Raw genomic sequence first — 16,959 nt, 5'->3', positions numbered from 1 at the left:
AGTATACATACCGGTATAGCTACAGTAGGTATACCGGTATGTATACCTAAGGGGGACGGCATGTCAGACCACCGCGTCGATCATTTGCTCGCCGCTGGGTTCGTGGTCGCGTGGAGCTCGGGCTTCATCGGTGCCGAGCTCGGCACACGCTCCGCCGCCGCGACCACCCTGCTCGCGTGGCGCTTCATCATCGCGTTCGCCGTGCTGGCCGTCTGGATGCTCTGGCGCCGCCGCCGCGTTCCGCCGCGCGAGTTCGCCTTGCACGTGGTCATCGGGGGTCTCGGCCAGGTCGGCTATCTGTACGGGGTGTTCGCCGCCGTCGAGCAGGGGGTCGCCTCGGGAACGACCGCCTTGATCTGCGCACTCCAGCCCATCGTGGCGGTGGCGCTGGCCGTGCCCCTCCTGGGCGAATCAGTCAGCAGGCGCCAGATCGCCGGCTTCCTGATCGGCCTCGCCGGCGTGGCCATGGTGGTCAGCGCCGACCTGGGCGTGTCCCGCGCCCCGCTCCTTGCGTACCTGCTTCCGGCCGCGGCGATGCTCTCCCTGGTCGCGGCGACCCTCATCGAGCGCCGCACCCGACCCCGCGCGACCCTCATCGATGCACTCACCATCCAGGCGGGCATCAGCGCACTGCTCTTCAGCGCGCTGGCCGCCGCGACCGGCACGCTCACGCCGCCCACCGACACCACGTTCTGGATCGCGATCGCCATCCTGGTCGTGGCGGCGATGTTCGGGGGTTACGGCCTCTACTGGATCAACTTGGCCCGTACCGGCGTGGCGCGCGTCTCCGGCCTGCTCTATCTGACGCCTCCGGCAACGATGGCCTGGTCATGGCTGATGTTCGGCACGACCATGACTGCGTTGTCGCTGGCCGGAGTAGGGGTCTGCGCCCTGGCCGTCCTCTTGATCCGCGCCGACCGTCCAGCCGCGCCCTCCTCTGAACCGTCGGTCACCGCCCAGTGCTCACCTGAGCCACGCGCAGCTGTGGAGCGGCACACGTCATAGGGCCGGGCGATGGCCGAATCCGGCCGCACCTTTGTAACACACTCGTGCTACTTTGTTTGTAGTACGAGTGTGTTACTTCAAGGGAGTGAATCATGAACACCTCGCGACCCGTACGGCTGCTCGCTTCGCTGGGAGCGGCAGCGCTACTGCCGGTCGGCCTTGGCCTCGTCGCACTGGCGTCTCTGCAGGCCGATGAAGGCGGCTACTTCAGCACGTCCGAGCGCCGGTTCGCCACGGCCGGTTCGGCGTTGAAGACCGACGAGATCGACGTCGGCTCCTCCTCGGCGCACGCCGCCGACCCGTCGCCCGACATCGGCGAGATCGCCCGCGTCCGTATCGTGGTCGCCTCCGCCGATCCGAACGTGCCGTTGTTCGTCGGGATCGGGCCCAAGGACGAGGTCGAGAGATATCTGAAGGGCAGCGCGTACGACGACTTCGTCTCTGCACAGCTGAAACCGTTCCGGGCCGACTTCAGACACGTGAGTGGCGCTGCACGGCCCGCCCCTCCCACCAGCCGCACGTTCTGGGTGGCGTCATCCACCGGGACCGGCACCCGCACCCTGAAGTGGGACAAGACTCACGGGGCCTGGTCTGTCGTCGTCATGCGCATGGACGGCAAGCCCAACGTGGACGCCAAGGTCTCGATGGGCCTGCGCTTCGGTTTCCTCGTCCCGCTGGGCCCCGCGTCCCTGATCGGTGGGGGATTGCTGGCCACGTTCGCCATCCTGTCCAGGCGCAAGCCGCACCAGAACGCGCCACGTTCGGAAGAACGCGACCACCAGGATCCCGAAAGCGGCATGCGGACAGACGCCGTGAGCCTCGCCCGCTGACACTCCGTCCCATCCACGTGCGACAAGCCCCTCTGTATTGCGGTCAGGCGCGGAGGATCGGGGTCAGGCACGGAGGATCGGGGTCAGGCACGGAGGCGGAGGCCTCTTGGCGTGGGATGGAAGCCGGCGGCTTCCAGGGCGGCGGCCAAGGGCGAGTCGTTGATGGACTCACCGTCGGCTCGTTCGACGGTGAGTTTGCCGAGGGCGCCTTCGCGGACGGCAAGGGCGAGGGCGTCCACGGCGGGTTGGAGGACTTCGGGGTCGTCGTCCCAGGTGAGAAGGGTCTTGCCGCCGCGTTCGACATAGAGGGCCAAGCGGCCTTCGGTCAGGACGACCAGAGCGCCGGCCTTGCGGCCGGGTTTGTGGCCGCTGGCCACCTCGTCCTCGCGTCCGGGCCACGGAAGAGCGGCGCCGTAGGGATTGGCCGGGTCGGCGGCGGCCAGCACCAGGGCCCGAGTGTCGGGCGCCGGTTTGGAGCCGGGGAGGGGAAGCTCCCACGGGTCCGGGTCCGGGGGCGGAGGTGCGGGGCGGAGCGAACGGAGGCGGTCGACGGCGCCGGGGAGCGCGAACTGCGCGGCTCCCAGTCCTTCGACGAAATAGCCTCGGCGGCAACGGCCGCTGTCTTCGAACGCGCGGAGCACGGGGTAGACGGCCGCGAAGCCTCCCGGTGCGCGTTCGGCGGCCACGGCACCGCGGATCACGATGCCGTAGCGATCGAGGAGGGCCTCGGCGAGGGCGTGTGAGCGGCGGGTGCCCGCTGGTTCGCGTTCGGGCAGGAGCCACCAGCGTCCGGCCACCGTCGGCGGGCCCGTCCGGGACGGCAGTACGGGCCGGCCGCGGCGGGTGGCGCGGGCACGGTGGGCCGGGCGTCCGGAGCCGAGGGCGGCGCGGAGGGGCGCGAGTGTGTCGTTGGTGAGATGGCCTGCCCAGACGAGATCCCAGAGGGCGGTGACCAGATCCGGGTCGTTGATCGATTCGGTGGCGTTGAGCCGGTCGGAGAGCGTGCGGAAGAAGAGCGCACCGCCGTCCGAGAGGGCGTCGAGCACGGCCTGGTGCGCGGGCGTGATGCTGATCTCGGCGGGCTCCGGCATGAGGAGCGGCGCGGTGTCGGCGAGGTAGAGCGAGACCCACCCGTCGCCGCCTGGCAGACCGCCCTGGCCTGCCCACATCACCTCTCCTGCGGAGGTCAGCTCGTCCAGCTGGGCGGGGGAGTAACCCGGGACGCGGGACGGGAGTATGAGGGATTCGAGCGCCGAGGCGGGGACCGCGGCGCCCTGGAGTTGTTCGATCGCCTGGACCAGGGCGTCGATGCCGCGTAGGCGGGAGCCGCCGGTGATGCCGTGCCAGGCGGGCAGGAACCGGCCGAGTGCTTCGGGTGGCGAGGGTTCGACCTCGGCGCGCAGGCGGGCGAGGGAGCGGCGCCGCAGCATGCGCAGGACGTTGTTGTCGCACCACTCGCTGGTGAGCGGGCCGGATACCACCTCTACCGGCAGGAACTCGCCCTGGACGACGCGGCCGTTCGCGCGGAGGCGGCGCAGTGTCTCCAGGACGACGGCGGTGCCCAGACCGAAGCGGTCCGCTGCGGAGGACGCGCGGAACGGCCCGTGCGTACGGGCATAGCGAGAGATGAGGTCGCCCAGCGGATCGTCCACCGGCTCAAGGAACGTCTCGGGGATGCCGACGGGCAGTGGCGCGCCGAGGGCGTCGCGGAGCCGTCCGGCGTCCTCGATCGCCGCCCAACGCTCCTCGCCGGCGATGCGAACCCGTATGGCGCGCCGTTCCTCTTCCAGCTCGGCCAGCCATCGGGCCGGCCTCGGGTCGGCGATGTTCGCGACGTCCGAGGGCTCCACGTCGGGGTGGTCGGACCCGGACGCGGCGCGCTCAAGATCAGAGGCAACGCGATCCGCTTCGGTGGCGGCGCGGTCTTGCTTCTGGGCAGCCTGATCGCCGTGCGAGGGACTGGAGTCCGCGGTGGCGTGGTCGGAGGCTTGGGCGGGGCTGGGCGGGGCGGTGCGGAGGATCACCTCGGCGGTGGTCAGGGGACCCAGCTCGCGGAGGAGGTCGGCCATGCCCTCCAGGTCGCGGGCCTGGCGGTCGGGGGCGAGGCGCTGGAGCTCGCGTTCGGTGTCGGCGACCACCTCGGGGTCGAGCAGCTCGCGCAGGTCGGCCTGGCCCAGCAACTCGGCGAGAAGGGCCGAGTCGAGCGCGAGGGCTTGGGCGCGGCGTTCGGCCAGCGGCGAGTCGCCCTCGTACATGAACGCGCCCACGTAGTGGAAGAGGAGTGAACGGGCGTACGGGGAGGGCTCGGGCGTCTCGACCTCGACCAGGCGTGCCTTGCGGCCGGAGATGTCGCGCATGAGCTGGACCAGGCCCGGCACGTCGAACACGTCCTGCAGACACTCGCGCATCGTTTCCAGGACGATCGGGAACGAGGGGTATTTGCTGGCGACGGCCAGTAGCTGCGCGGCACGCTGTCGCTGCTGCCAGAGGGGCATGCGCTTGTCGGGGCGGCGGCGCGGCAGGAGGAGCGAACGGGCCGCACACTCGCGGAACCGGGCGGCGAAGAGGGCCGAGCCGCTCAGCTCGTCGACGACGATGCGCTCGATGTCGTCGGCGTCGAAGACGGCGAGGTCGAGGCTCGGCGGCTCGTCCATGTCGGGGATCCGGATCACGATGCCGTCGTCGGCGTGCATGGACTGCGCGTCGACGCCGTACCGCTCCCGGAGACGGCCGGCGATCGCCAGGGCCCAGGGCGCGTGAACGCGGGCGCCGAGGGGCGAATGCACGACCAGGCGCCAGTCGCCCAGCTCGTCCCTGAACCGTTCGACCACGAGGGTGCGGTCGTCGGGCACGTGACCGGTGGCCTCACGCTGCTCGCTCAGGTAGGAGACCAGGTTGGCGGCCGCCCACTCGTCGAGACCGGAGGCGGTGACGCGGTGGAGGGCGGTCTCGGCCGGGAGCTTGACCAGCTCGCGGGTGAACGCGCCGAGCGCCTTGCCGAGCTCGACGGGGCGGCCGAGGGCGTCGCCGTGCCAGAACGGGAGCTTGCCCGGCTGGCCGGGTGCGGGCGAGACGAGCACGCGATCGGGCGTGATGTCCTCGATGCGCCAGGAGCTCGCGCCAAGAACGAAGACGTCGCCGACGCGCGACTCGTACACCATCTCCTCGTCGAGCTCGCCGACGCGGGAGCCGCCGGGGGCTCCGGGGGTCGCCCCCCGGGAGGAAGCAGCCTCGCCGACGAGGAAGACGCCGAAGAGGCCGCGGTCGGGAATCGTCCCGCCGCTGGTCACGGCGAGGCGCTGGGCGCCCGGCCGGTCGCGCAGGACGCCGGTGACGCGATCCCAGACCAGGCGGGGCCGCAGCTCGCCGAACTCGTCGCTCGGATAGCGGCCCGCGAGCATGTCGAGGGTCGCTTCGAGCGCGGAACGGGGAAGGGCCGCGTACGGGGCGGCGCGCTTGACCATGGTGTCGAGGTCGTCGACCGTCCACTCGTCCATCGCGACCATCGCCACGATCTGCTGGGCGAGCACGTCGAGCGGGTTGCGCGGGTAGCGGAGCTCCTCGATCTCGCCGCCGCGCATGCGTTCGGCGACGACCGCGGTCTGCACCAGGTCGCCGCGGTACTTGGGGAAGATGACGCCCTTGGAGACCGCGCCGACCTGGTGCCCCGCCCGGCCGACGCGCTGCAGGCCGCTGGCGACCGAGGGCGGCGACTCGACCTGGACGACCAGATCGACCGCGCCCATGTCGATGCCCAGCTCCAGGCTGGAGGTGGCGACCACGGCGGGCAGACGGCCCTGCTTGAGCGCGTCCTCGATGCCCGCCCGTTCCTCCTTGGAGACCGAACCGTGGTGCGCGCGAGCGATCTCAGCCGGAACGCCACGGGCCGCACCTGCCTGAGCCATCATCTCCGCCGGGGTGCGCCGAGGCCGCCCCTCGGTCGTGTCCGTGGGGTAGCCAGAGGCGAAGGTCTGGAGGGCGCGGTCGATGTCCTCCTGGCTTATGGGCCTGGGACCGTCGCCTTCGGCCGCGTTGCCTTCGGCCGTGGAGCCTTCCTCGTGTCCGGCCGTGGTGCTGGCGACGGCGCGTTCGTAGGCGAGCTCGTTGAGGCGGCCGCAGAGGCGTTCGGCCAGGCGCCGCGAATTGGCGAACACCAGGGTGGAACGGTGCGCCTGGATCAGGTCCAGGAGCTTGTCTTCCACGTGGGGCCAAATCGACCTCTGGCGGGGGTCGGCCTCGCCGCTCTGGTCGACGAAGTGCGAGATCTCACCCATGTCCTCGACGGGTACGACGATGTCGAGGTCGAAGACCTTGTCGGAGGGCGGTTGGACGACCTTCGCGGGTCTGGGCCCGCCGAGGAAGGCCGCGACCTCGCCGACGGGCCGGACGGTCGCTGAAAGGCCGATGCGCTGGGCGGGCCGTTCGAGCAGGGCGTCGAGGCGTTCGAGCGAGATCGCCAAGTGGGCGCCGCGCTTGGTGCCCGCGACCGCGTGCACCTCGTCCACGATCACCGTCTCCACGCCGCGGAGCGACTCGCGGGCCTGCGAGGTGAGGATCAGGAACAGCGACTCCGGCGTGGTGATCAGGATGTCCGGCGGCTTGGTGGCCAGGCGGCGGCGCTCGTCGGCGGGGGTGTCGCCGGAGCGGATGCCGACCCGTACGTCGGGCTCCGGCAGGCCGAGACGGCGTGAGGCCTGCCGGATCCCGGTGAGCGGGGCCCGGAGGTTGCGCTCGACGTCGACGGCCAGCGCCTTGAGCGGCGACACGTACAGCACCCGGCAGCGCTGCTTGGGGTCGGGCGCGGGCGAGGCGGCGAGGCGGTCCAGCGACCACAGGAAGGCGGCCAGGGTCTTGCCGGAGCCGGTCGGCGCCACCACCAGGGTGTTGTCGCCCCCTGAGATCGACTCCCAGGCTCCGGCCTGCGCCGTCGTGGGCGCGGCGAAGGCCCCGGTGAACCACTCACGCGTGGCCGGGGAGAAGCGTTCGAGCACGTCACCGCTCATCCCTCCATCCTGCCCCGTGCCACCGACAAAACCGCAGCGTGGTCGGCGTCACATCGCCTCGGACCCGATCGGCGGTTGTAAGCAAGTACTTGTTCGGTGGATCCTGGAAGTGATTGCAGTCGCAAGGAGCGAGGTCCTCCGCAGGGCCTCGTGTGAGGGCGAGGAGCCTTCATGACGTATGCCCCCGTGACGTATGCCCTGCTGGCCTTCGGGTTGGGCGCCCTACTGCTCGCAGTGAACGCCCACCGCCCGCGCCGGCGTCACATGACGACGCTGGTGCCGAGCTTCTTCGCCGGGTGGCTGACCATCGAGTTGGCACCGCATCTGCTGGTCGCTGAGGTTGCGGGCCTGGGGATCCTGGTGGCGTACGGAGGGCTTGAGGGATGGCCGGGCTGGACGGGGCTGATCGCAGGTCTCGCCGCAGCGGCGGGCACCGCGGCGACCATCATCGCGGCGCGGAGGACGGTCGTGACCTTGCGAGACTCCGGGGTGCCGCTCGACCTGGACCCGGACGACGCGCCGCGCTATCCGCGTTCGCACGTGATCCTGCCGCCGCTCTGTTTCATACCGAGGCGAGGAGTAAAGGTCGAACGCAACCTCGTCTACCGGAAGGACGGACGGCTGCGGCTCAAACTGGATGTCTACCGGCCTGCTGGGAACGGGCAACTGCGGCCCGGGCTGATGCAGATCCACGGCGGAGGCTGGGTCATAGGGGACAAGCGCGAACAAGGGCTTCCCCTGCTCAACCACATGGCCGTCCAGGGATGGGTGGGCTTCAACGTCAACTACCGCCTCAGCCCACGAGCCACATGGCCAGACCATCTCGTCGACCTCAAGCACTTCATCGCCTGGTATCGCGAGAACGCCGAGTCCTATGGGGCCGATCCGGACTTTCTGTGCGTGACGGGTGGCTCAGCGGGCGGGCACCTGACGGCGATGGTGGCGCTTAGCGCGAACGTGCCGGAGTTCCAGCCCGGCTTTGAGAACGTGGACACCAGCGTGCGTGGGGCAGTCCCGTTCTATGGGGTGTACGACTTCGTTGAGCCGGGACCATGGCCCGTCCCCATGGGGGCGACGCCGCTGGTTGAACGCATGCTGGTGAAGCGTTCCTTTACGGATGAGCCTGATGCCTTCGCCAAGGCGTCCCCCGTGAACTATCTGCGCCCTGACGCACCGCCGTTCTTCGTCATCCACGGAAGCCACGACTCGCTGATCCCAGTGGCGGAGGCGAGGCGTTTCGTGGAGAAGCTCCGCGACGTCTCGGAATCGCCCGTCATCTATGCCGAGATGAAGGGCGGACAGCACGCCTTCGATGTCTTCCCCTCGTACCGTACGGCCCGGGTGGTCGAGGGCGTGGAGCGCTATCTGACCGGTCTGCACCGGCAATATCTCGAAGGCGCCGGCCGCCCATCCGTCCCGGACGAGGTATCGGAGTCCGTCGGATAGCGTGGTCTGGTGCGGCTCACAGTTTTCTGGAATCGGATGAACCAGCAGTTCGGCGAGGCTTACGCGGCGAGCGTGGCCAAGGACTATGTCATAGCCGCTCTGGGAGGCCGCACCATCGAACAGGCCCTGGCGGACGGGGAGCCTGCCAAGAAGGTCTGGGCCGCCGTGGTCGCGACCTTCGACGTCCCAGCGCGCCTCCAGTGACGGACGCCTGGTGATCTCCGGTCGGGCCTGGTGACCTCCGGTCAGTAGGTGGCGACGGCGGTGACGACGCCGATCATCAGGTTGGCGACGGCGAGGAGGATGGCCGCGGGCTCGAGTTTGTCGTCCGCGTCGTCGGCGAGCTGCTTGATGCTGATGCCCACCACGCGGTCGAAGATCTGGGTGGCGACGGTCATGGCGACGATGCCGACACCGCCGAAGACCAGCGTCCGGCTGAGGCCCTCCAGCAGATCACCATGGGAGGCGTAGATCGACACCGAGACGATGAGGCCCACACCGATGGTCGAGGCGGCGGCGAGCAGCGTGGCGTTCGGGTTGCGGTGCTCGCGGATGACGGTGATCAGGCGGCCGGGCGTCGCCAGGTCGGTCATGTAGAAGCCGACGATGAACAGCACAAGCCCGACCGCCGCGTACGCCAGGAGTGCCCCGCTGCCCTCCAGCAGAATCTGGGCGAGGCTGTCGTCGTTAGCGGCCGTGATCATGGGTCTCCTTAGAGGGAAGCGTTCGCCGGGCGTCCGTTGCAGAGGGATGTCCGTTACGGCGGGATGTCGTTGCAGGCGATGTCGTACAGGGGGATGTCGTTACAGGGGGATGCGGTGGGGGACGAACGACGAGGTGTCGTCGGTGATGAGGCCTGAGGTCTCGCGGATGCCGAGCCCGGCGGACTCGTCGTGGACCACCCACGCGCCGAGTACCGGGTGTTCTCCGTCGAAATCGGGCAGCGGGCAGAACTCCTGGAAGACGAAGCCCTCCGCGCCGTACTTGCCTTCGGTGCGGGTCTCCGCCCCGTCCGGTGTCACGATCCGCATGCTCGCCCCCTCGCGTCCCAGGAGCGGCTTCTGCACGTACGAGGTGAGCGTCGAAGGCGTGTTGAGGTACGTGGGCAGGAGATTCGGGTGGCCGGGGAAGAGCTCCCACAGGAGCACCAGGAGCGCCTTGTTGGAGAGCACCATCTTCCATATGGGCTCGATCCAGGCGGTGGGCGCGTCCGGGATATGGCGGCCGAAGGGCTCCGCAACGATCCACTCCCACGGGTAGAGCTTGCAGAGCGCGTGGATCTCCTTCTCGTCGAGGTCCACGAACCGTTGACGCGCAGGGTTCCAGCCGACGTCCTCCATGGCGATCGCCACGCCCGGCAGGCCCGCCTCTTCGGCGGTCTCCTGCATGTAGGCGATCGTCATGACTTCTTCGCCGGTCTCGTCGCCCTTGGTCCAAGCAAAGTGCGCCGGGCCGTCCGGAATGCCGGGGAGGATGTCCTTCCAGCGCGCTACCAGGCGCTCGTGGATCGAGTTCCACTGGTCATCGTCCGGGTAGACGTCCTGCAGCCAGTACCACTGAACGATGGAACTCTCGACCAGAGCCGTCGGGGTGTCGGCGTTGTATTCCAGCAGCTTGGCCGGGCCGGTGCCGTCGTATCGCAGGTCGAACCGCCCGTACAGATGCGGATCGCCGCGCCGCCATGACTCTTCGATCAGAGGCGCCACCCAGTCCGGGATGCCGAGAACGTTGTAGCGGCCAGTGGTGACCACATGTTCCACGGCCTGGAGGCACATCTTGTGGAGCTCCTCGACGACCTCCTCCAGTGCCAGTACCTCGTCCATCTCAAAGACGTAGTGCACCGACTCGTCCCAGTACGGGCGCGGAAGGTGTTCTGGATGTGCGGTCCGGTGGAAAGCCAGTCCCTGGGACTCCACCTTCTGGCCCCAGTCGGCACGCGGGGTCGAACGTTCGCGTCGCATCGTCGTTCAGCCGCCAGAGCTGCCGCTGGAAGAGCTGCCGAAGCCACTGCGGATCGTCTTGCCTTCCGCGGAGGTGATGTTCGTACTGCTGGGCATGACCGTGCTGCCGGCGCTGACGCGCCCGCTGGCATTGCGGACACCGCCGTAGTACCAGAAGTAGCTGGCGTGAGAACTCCGGCCGGCATCCGGGTCGTCGCAGTTGTACTCGCCGACCACTCTGTAGCCGTCTGGGCCCTCAGTAGGAAAAGGCGCCGGAGTCCCAAGGGAGGTGCCGTCGTCCTGCGTAACGCAGTATGCGGTGATGGCGTCGTCGTCATCGGACGAGCACGACACCACCGAAAGGGACAGCGCGCTCACCATTCCGATTTTCACCGCGCGGGAACTGAGCCGACGCCGGGACTCCTGTGGAGGCAAGGGGAAACACGCCTTTCGAAAGAGACTGCAGGCACCCCGGAGGTTCCGGACAGCTGGAACGGATCCTGCATCTGCAAGCGATCCGGCATCACAGTGCCCAAAGCCTAGGGGCGATGCGTAGTGAGACGGAAGTTTGGTGCATTCCGGTTCCGTCACAACCCGCATGCAGTTCTACGGCGCAAGGAGAGCCGGCGCGCACGTGAAGGTCAGTCGGGTACCGGGAGATGGGCGTAGAGGTCCATGGGGTCGACTGTGGAGGGGAGGTCGCTCACCTGGCCGTCACCGACCTCCACTACACGCCATTCGCCGTCGGCCCGCCGGGCGAGGTCAGTCGTGATGAAGCGGCAGCCGAGGGATCGTACGGCCGGGGCCACGACATCGACGTCCGGCTCGGGCTCCACTTCTGGGCTGTCCGGGTGGGGACCGATCAGCGCGGGTTCGCCGTCGACCCACCACACGCGGGCTTCGCCGCCGTCGTAATCCTCGTACTCCCGGATGACGAGACCACCGGCCAGGAACTGGTCCTGAAGCGCCACCATCTTCGTCACGACCGTACGGAGCTGCGGGAGGTTGTGAACGTCCGGGACGAAACAAGCCTCGTCCCACTCGTGTTTGCGCGACTTCACGTAGTCCTTCACCACAGCCGGCCCTGCCGGAAGGGCCCGTACGAGCTCACTGAGGTCACCCGGGTCTTCGAGTGGGGCGAGAGGGCGCCACACGCTGGACGGGGTGATGCCGGCGAACGTGTCGTGCCAACCCGGCAACTCGTGCGCGCGTTGGTAGTCCTCCGGGTGCGTCAGAAGAATGGTGCCGCGCTGTTTGAGGGCCGACGCCAGCGCCGCGTACTCCTCGCTGGTCATCATCCAGCCGCGGTACCAGACCGGGCCCAGGTCGCCGGGGACGGCGCGGATGGCGGCATCCACGTGACCCTGCTGCAACGAATCGTGATCGATCAAGGCGATTTCGCCATAGTGGTCCCGCACGGCGGCGGCCTCGCGGGAGAAGTGAGGATCAACGCGCCGGGGGTGGAGCGGATCGACGCAGAAGAGAACGGTCAGCGTCATGGTGCAACCCTCCGTGGACGGCGCCAGCGTACGGCTTCCAGGCCCCCGAGCGCACGGAGATTCCCGTCCAAATCGGATCGCGACCACATGATCGAACGAGTGTTCGGTAAGCTGTCCTGCGCACGCGACGTTATCCACAGCTCCGTCTGAATCTCGAAAGTGTCGGTGGCTCCCCGTAACGTCGCCTACGACATCGAGCAGCGGTCCGTGCGGGCCGCGTGCCGGGCGAGAGCCGGCAGGCCGGCGACGACAGACAGGACAGAGGGACAACCATGGCAGCGAACGACCGGGAGAAGGCTCTCGAGACCGCACTGGCCCAGATCGAGCGGCAGTTCGGCAAGGGCTCGGTCATGCGGATGGGCGAGGAGGCGCGGGCGCCGGTCGAGGTGATCCCCACCGGCTCCATCTCCCTTGACATCGCGCTCGGCATCGGCGGCCTCCCGCGTGGCCGCGTCGTCGAGGTGTACGGGCCGGAAGGCTCCGGCAAGACGTCCATCGCGCTGCACGCCGTCGCCAGCGTCCAGCGTGCCGGCGGCATCGCGGCGTTCGTCGACGCCGAGCATGCGCTCGACCCCGAGTACGCCAGGGCCCTCGGCGTCGACATCGACGCGCTCCTGGTCTCCCAGCCCGACACCGGCGAGCAGGCGCTTGAGATCACCGACATGCTGATCCGCTCCGGCGCGATCGACATCGTCGTCATCGACTCGGTCGCCGCGCTCGTTCCCCGGGCGGAGATCGAGGGCGAGATGGGCGACAGCCACGTCGGCCTCCAGGCCCGCCTGATGTCCCAGGCGCTGCGCAAGCTGACCGGCGCGATCAACCAGACCAAGACCACCGCGGTCTTCATCAACCAGCTCCGCGAGAAGGTCGGCGTCATGTTCGGCTCGCCCGAGACCACCACCGGTGGCCGGGCGCTGAAGTTCTACGCCTCCGTACGCCTCGACGTCCGCCGCATCGAGACCCTCAAGGACGGCACCGAGGCGGTCGGCAACCGCGTCCGCGTCAAGGTCGTCAAGAACAAGATGGCTCCGCCCTTCCGCGTCGCCGACTTCGACCTCCTCTACGGCCAGGGCATCAGCAAGGAGGGCGGCCTGATCGACCTGGGCGTCGAGCACGGCTTCGTCCGCAAGTCCGGTGCCTGGTACACCTACGAGGGCGACCAGCTCGGCCAGGGCAAGGAGAACGCCCGCAACTTCCTCAAGGCCAACCCGGACATGGCCGACGAGATCGAGAAGAAGATCAAGGAGAAGCTGGGCGTCGGCCCCAAGGTCGACAAGGAGTCCCCGGAGACCACCGAGGCCGCCAAGCCCGCCGCCGAGACCAAGTCGGCAGCCGCCGCGACCAAGCCGGCCGCCGCGGCGACCGCGACCACCGGCCGCAAGAGCGCCAAGACTCCGAAGCCCGGCGACGCCTGAGCCCGGACCGGGACGTCACGTGACATGGCGAGTTCTGACGGAGAATCCGCCATTCAGGGTGACTCTTGACGAAGGTTGAGGAATGATCTCGTATGTAGGGCGGCGGCGCCTTTTCCGGCACCGACAGACCGGTGTTCGGTCCTTCCCCGATGGCGCCGCCGCTCCTGTGGAGCCGGGATCGTCCGTACGGTTCCCGCGAGGGCCGGCATGAGCGGCCGGCGCAGACGGCGGTGGGGGCCCGACGCCCCCACCGAGGGCAGCGCCGCCGCGGACGCCCCGCCGGCCGACCCTGAGGCGGTCGCCCGTGAGGTCTGCCTCCGCATGCTCGCCATGGCACCCCGGACCCGTGCCCAGCTCGCCGACGCCCTGCACCGCAAGAACATCCCGGACGACGTCACCGACAACGTCCTCGGCCGCTTCACCGACGTCGGCCTGATCGACGACGAGGCGTTCGCCCAGGCCTGGGTGCAGTCCCGCCACGCCGGACGCGGCCTGGCCAAGCGCGCCCTGGCCGCCGAGCTGCGCCAACGCGGCGTCGACAACGAGACCGTCCAGGACGCCGTGGAGACGCTGGATCCCGAGCAGGAGGAACGCACGGCCCGCGCGCTCATAGCCCGCAAGGTCGCCGCGACCCGAGGCCTGGACCCCGCCAAACGCACCCGTCGCCTGGTCGGCATGCTCGCCCGCAAAGGCTATCCACCCGGCCTCGCCTACCGAGTCGTCAAAGAAGCCCTCGCCGAAGAAGGCGCCGACCTGGAAGACCTCCCCGAGCCGACCCCCTGGGACTGACCCGGGGCGGCCGGGCCAGCCGGGGCTGGACTCTGGCGTATGCGGGCGAGTCTCTCAGCCATGTCGGGGCAGGTCGGGCGTCGGTTGACTCAAGGGCATGGCGAACAACACGAACACTCAGAACGCGAACATTCAGAACGCGAACACTCACGGCAACCTGACACTGGTGCTGGGAGGCACGGGAAAGACAGGGCGGCGGGTGGCCGAGCGGCTTGCGGCGCGGGGTGTGCCGGTGCGGATCGGGTCGCGGTCGGCCAGCCCGGCGTTCTCCTGGCAGGACCGGGGCGGCTGGGCGGCGGTCCTGGACGGGGTCACCTCGGTGTACGTCAGCTACGCGCCCGACCTGGCGGTGCCGGGGGCGGCGGACGACATCAAGGCCTTCACCGAGGCAGCGGCTGCAGCCGGGGTGCGGCGGCTGGTGTTGCTGTCGGGGCGAGGTGAGGAGGAGGCTCAGATCTGCGAGGGGCTGGTCCGCGAGTCCGGGCTGGAATGGACGATCGTGCGGGCGGCGTGGTTCTCCCAGAACTTCAGCGAGAGCTTCTTGATCGAGCCCCTGCTGGCCGGCGAGGTCGTGCTGCCGGTCGGTGATGTGCGGGAGCCGTTCGTGGACGCGGACGACATCGCCGACGTGGCGGTCGCGGCGCTCACCGAGGACGGTCACGTGGGTCAGTCGTACGAGGTGACCGGGCCACGGCTGCTCACGTTCGCCCAGGCGGTGCGGGAGATCGCCGAGGCGGCCGGGCGCGAGATCCCCTTCGTCCAGATCAGCACGGAGGAGTACGCCGTCGGCGCCAAGGAGCAGGGAGTTCCCGAGGATCTGGTGGAGTTCCTGACCTACCTCTTCACGACCGTGCTGGACGGGCGCAACGCCTACCAGACCGATGGGGTCAGGCGGGCGCTCGGCCGCGAGCCCCGCGACTTCTCCGACTTCGTTCGCGAGGCGGCCAAGACCGGTGTCTGGGAGGTTGCCTGAACGAACGGCGGGCCCGCTTCCCCGGAGGAAGCGGGCCTGCTTTCTCCGGCGAATGGTTCGACACGCCGGGATGAATGACGGAGATCCTGACAAGAACCTGACTCGGCCTTACTCGGGCGTGGAGGGTGACGGGCCAGGTGAACGGCTCGCCCGGCCAGGTCGGAGGACGGTAAGCAACTCGTCACGGGCACGTTCGGTTAGTCCGGAATGCCCACGGTTTGCTTGCTCATTACCTCTGTGCCGCTTACCGTTACGGCAGTGAGGAGTTACTCCGCGCCCAGCGGATTGCCATACGACTGAGCACGTTCAGGCAGTTGAGAGGTATAAAGGATCACGACGTCCGACTTTCTCGGGCCCCGATGACCGGGCGCCCGGGCGGTGTCGTGTACCCATATCGGCTGTGACGCGGGTGAATCCTCGCACAACAGGGCTCCGATCCCCGATGGGGCCCGCGGGCGAGGAAGGGGCAGCCCCATGGAGAGCGTCCTGCTGGGTGCCGCACTGCTGGTGACCCTGGTCGCTCTCGTCATCCTGGTCCTGCGCCGCCCCTCGGGGAAGGCGATAGAGGACGAGCTGTCCCAGGTGCGGCAGGAGGCGGATGATATCCGCGCCGCCGCCAAGACCGACGCCGAGGAGATCCTCGGCAAGGCCGAGACGCAGGCCCACCAGCTCGTCCAGACGCAGCGGGCCGAGCTGGACGAAGAGGCTCGCGCGCTCCGTGAGGACATCCGTTCGCTGCGTGAGGACCTCGAACGCCGCGAGACCCGGTTGGCCGAACGGGAGCAGCGTCTGGACGGCGAGGTGCGCCGGCTGGAGGAGTGGTCGGCCAAGCTCGCCGAGGGCAAGCGCGCGCTGGAGGCCCGCAAGGAGGAGCTCGGCAAGGCCGAGGAGGAACGCCGCCACGCGCTGGAACAAGTGGCCGGGCTGACGGCCGAGCAGGCCAAGACCGAGCTCGTCGGCGCCATCGAGAACCAGGCCAAGCGCGAGGCCATCCCGATCACGCGGGAGATCGAGAACGCCGCGCGGGCCGAAGGCGAGAAGCGGGCGCGCAAGATCGTGACGCTGGCGATCCAGCGGGTGGCCAGCGAGCAGACGGCCGAGTCGGTCGTCTCCGTGCTTCACCTGCCCGGCGACGAGATGAAGGGCCGGATCATCGGCCGCGAGGGCCGCAACATCCGTGCGTTCGAGACGACGACCGGCGTCAACCTGATCATCGACGACACGCCCGAGGCGGTGCTGCTCAGCTGTTTCGACCCGGTGCGGCGCGAGGTCGGGCGCCTGACGCTGGAGAAGCTCGTCCTGGACGGCCGCATCCATCCGCAGCGGATCGAGGAGATCTACGAGCGGAGCAAGAGCGACGTCGAGCAGCTGTGCGTACGGGCCGGCGAGGACGCGCTGGTCGAGCTGGGGATCGCCGACATGCACCCCGAGCTCATCGCCCTCCTCGGGCAGCTGCGTTACCGCACGTCGTACGGGCAGAACGTGCTCAAGCACCTCATCGAGTCCGCGCACATCGCCGGGATCATGGCCAGCGAGCTGCGCCTGCCGGTCGAGCAGGCCAAGCGCTGCACCCTGCTGCACGACATCGGCAAGGCCCTCACGCACGAGGTCGAGGGCAGCCACGCGCTCATCGGCGCGGAGATCGCCCGGCGGTACGGCGAGCACGAGGACGTGGTGCACGCCATCGAGGCCCACCACAACGAGGTCGAGGTCCGTACCGTCGAGGCCGTTCTCACCCAGGCCGCCGACGCGATCAGCGGCAGCCGTCCCGGGGCCCGCCGCGAGTCGCTGGAGGCGTACGTCAAGCGCCTGGAACGGCTCGAAGAGATCGCCCGCGACAAGCACGAGGGCGTGGAGAAGGTCTTCGCCATGCAGGCCGGCCGCGAGATCCGCGTCATGGTCAAGCCCGACTCCGTCGACGACATCCAGGCCCAGGTGATCGCCCGCGACATCGCCAAGCAGGTCGAGGACGAGCTCACCTATCCAGGCCAGATCCGCGTCACCGTCGTCCGCGAGTCCCGCGCCATCGAGTTCGCCCGCTGACCGATGGAGGCCGCCC

The 16,959-nt window shown here is 69.1% G+C and carries 13 protein-coding genes; 8 read left to right on the top strand and 5 right to left on the bottom strand.

All coding sequences use genetic code 11. The features are described 5' to 3' along the window. Window positions 1-60 precede the first annotated feature (60 nt). Together F8566_RS27330 and F8566_RS27325 are read left to right on the top strand one after the other, a co-directional pair. Window positions 61-1,005, top strand: coding sequence for a DMT family transporter (locus tag F8566_RS27330; RefSeq protein ID WP_151564625.1), 945 nt, complete (start codon window positions 61-63; stop codon window positions 1,003-1,005). Between the two features lie 92 nt (window positions 1,006-1,097). Further along, window positions 1,098-1,835, top strand: a complete 738-nt coding sequence (locus F8566_RS27325) for a hypothetical protein (protein WP_151564623.1) — start codon at window positions 1,098-1,100, stop codon at window positions 1,833-1,835. A gap of 83 nt (window positions 1,836-1,918) precedes the next feature. Here F8566_RS27325 and F8566_RS51530 read toward each other — a convergent pair whose 3' ends face one another. After that, on the bottom strand, window positions 1,919-6,838 hold the full coding sequence (locus F8566_RS51530) for an Lhr family helicase (protein ID WP_225993574.1): 4,920 nt from the start codon (window positions 6,836-6,838) through the stop codon (window positions 1,919-1,921). Window positions 6,839-7,009: 171 nt separating this feature from the next. On the opposite strand from F8566_RS51530, the gene F8566_RS27310 reads away from it, so the two are divergent. Further along, complete coding sequence (locus tag F8566_RS27310) at window positions 7,010-8,284, top strand: alpha/beta hydrolase (protein ID WP_151564621.1); 1,275 nt, start codon at window positions 7,010-7,012, stop codon at window positions 8,282-8,284. Window positions 8,285-8,293: 9 nt separating this feature from the next. Continuing rightward, entirely contained in the window at window positions 8,294-8,488 is a 195-nt protein-coding gene (locus tag F8566_RS27305; RefSeq protein WP_151564619.1) for a DUF3046 domain-containing protein, read from the top strand. A 41-nt stretch (window positions 8,489-8,529) separates the two neighbouring features. Here the strand turns inward: F8566_RS27305 and F8566_RS27300 are convergent, their stop codons facing one another. From F8566_RS27300 to F8566_RS27285, 4 genes are all read right to left on the bottom strand, one after another. Next, complete coding sequence (locus F8566_RS27300; protein ID WP_151564618.1) at window positions 8,530-8,988, bottom strand: DUF350 domain-containing protein; 459 nt, start codon at window positions 8,986-8,988, stop codon at window positions 8,530-8,532. 99 nt (window positions 8,989-9,087) lie between these two features. After that, window positions 9,088-10,245: a glutathionylspermidine synthase family protein gene (locus F8566_RS27295; RefSeq protein WP_151564616.1), complete on the bottom strand. Its 1,158-nt coding sequence runs from the start codon at window positions 10,243-10,245 to the stop codon at window positions 9,088-9,090. A 6-nt stretch (window positions 10,246-10,251) separates the two neighbouring features. Next, on the bottom strand, window positions 10,252-10,617 hold the full coding sequence (locus F8566_RS27290; protein WP_225993573.1) for a hypothetical protein: 366 nt from the start codon (window positions 10,615-10,617) through the stop codon (window positions 10,252-10,254). Between the two features lie 248 nt (window positions 10,618-10,865). Beyond that, window positions 10,866-11,723, bottom strand: coding sequence for an ATP-grasp domain-containing protein (locus tag F8566_RS27285; RefSeq protein WP_151564614.1), 858 nt, complete (start codon window positions 11,721-11,723; stop codon window positions 10,866-10,868). 272 nt (window positions 11,724-11,995) lie between these two features. On the opposite strand from F8566_RS27285, the gene recA reads away from it, so the two are divergent. From recA to rny, 4 genes are all read left to right on the top strand, one after another. Then, window positions 11,996-13,138 (top strand): recombinase RecA, encoded by a 1,143-nt coding sequence (gene recA / locus F8566_RS27280; RefSeq protein ID WP_151564613.1) that lies wholly within the window; start codon window positions 11,996-11,998, stop codon window positions 13,136-13,138. A gap of 75 nt (window positions 13,139-13,213) precedes the next feature. After that, window positions 13,214-13,927 carry a recombination regulator RecX gene (gene recX / locus F8566_RS27275; RefSeq protein WP_151564611.1) on the top strand — a complete coding sequence of 238 codons (714 nt, stop codon included), beginning with the start codon at window positions 13,214-13,216 and terminating at the stop codon, window positions 13,925-13,927. A gap of 97 nt (window positions 13,928-14,024) precedes the next feature. Continuing rightward, window positions 14,025-14,900 (top strand): NAD(P)H-binding protein, encoded by an 876-nt coding sequence (locus tag F8566_RS27270; RefSeq protein ID WP_151564608.1) that lies wholly within the window; start codon window positions 14,025-14,027, stop codon window positions 14,898-14,900. A gap of 474 nt (window positions 14,901-15,374) precedes the next feature. Continuing rightward, entirely contained in the window at window positions 15,375-16,943 is a 1,569-nt protein-coding gene (gene rny, locus F8566_RS27265) for a ribonuclease Y (protein ID WP_151564607.1), read from the top strand. Window positions 16,944-16,959: the final 16 nt, after the last annotated feature.

The organism is Actinomadura rudentiformis, from assembly GCF_008923185.1.
Classification (GTDB): Bacteria; Actinomycetota; Actinomycetes; order Streptosporangiales; family Streptosporangiaceae; genus Spirillospora; species Spirillospora rudentiformis.
The sequence above is the reverse complement of the archived record's forward strand: the minus strand, read 5'-3'. Positions and strand labels throughout refer to the sequence as shown.

Excerpts from the sequence above, each read along its gene's own strand:
- F8566_RS27330 (WP_151564625.1), top strand. The coding sequence starts at position 61 with ATGTCAGACCACCGCGTCGATCATTTGCTCGCCGCTGGGTTCGTGGTC.
- F8566_RS27325 (WP_151564623.1), top strand. The coding sequence starts at position 1,098 with ATGAACACCTCGCGACCCGTACGGCTGCTCGCTTCGCTGGGAGCGGCA.
- F8566_RS51530 (WP_225993574.1), bottom strand. The coding sequence starts at position 6,838 with ATGAGCGGTGACGTGCTCGAACGCTTCTCCCCGGCCACGCGTGAGTGG.
- F8566_RS27310 (WP_151564621.1), top strand. The coding sequence starts at position 7,010 with ATGACGTATGCCCCCGTGACGTATGCCCTGCTGGCCTTCGGGTTGGGC.
- F8566_RS27300 (WP_151564618.1), bottom strand. The coding sequence starts at position 8,988 with ATGATCACGGCCGCTAACGACGACAGCCTCGCCCAGATTCTGCTGGAG.
- F8566_RS27295 (WP_151564616.1), bottom strand. The coding sequence starts at position 10,245 with ATGCGACGCGAACGTTCGACCCCGCGTGCCGACTGGGGCCAGAAGGTG.
- F8566_RS27285 (WP_151564614.1), bottom strand. The coding sequence starts at position 11,723 with ATGACGCTGACCGTTCTCTTCTGCGTCGATCCGCTCCACCCCCGGCGC.
- recA (WP_151564613.1), top strand. The coding sequence starts at position 11,996 with ATGGCAGCGAACGACCGGGAGAAGGCTCTCGAGACCGCACTGGCCCAG.
- F8566_RS27270 (WP_151564608.1), top strand. The coding sequence starts at position 14,025 with ATGGCGAACAACACGAACACTCAGAACGCGAACATTCAGAACGCGAAC.
- rny (WP_151564607.1), top strand. The coding sequence starts at position 15,375 with ATGGAGAGCGTCCTGCTGGGTGCCGCACTGCTGGTGACCCTGGTCGCT.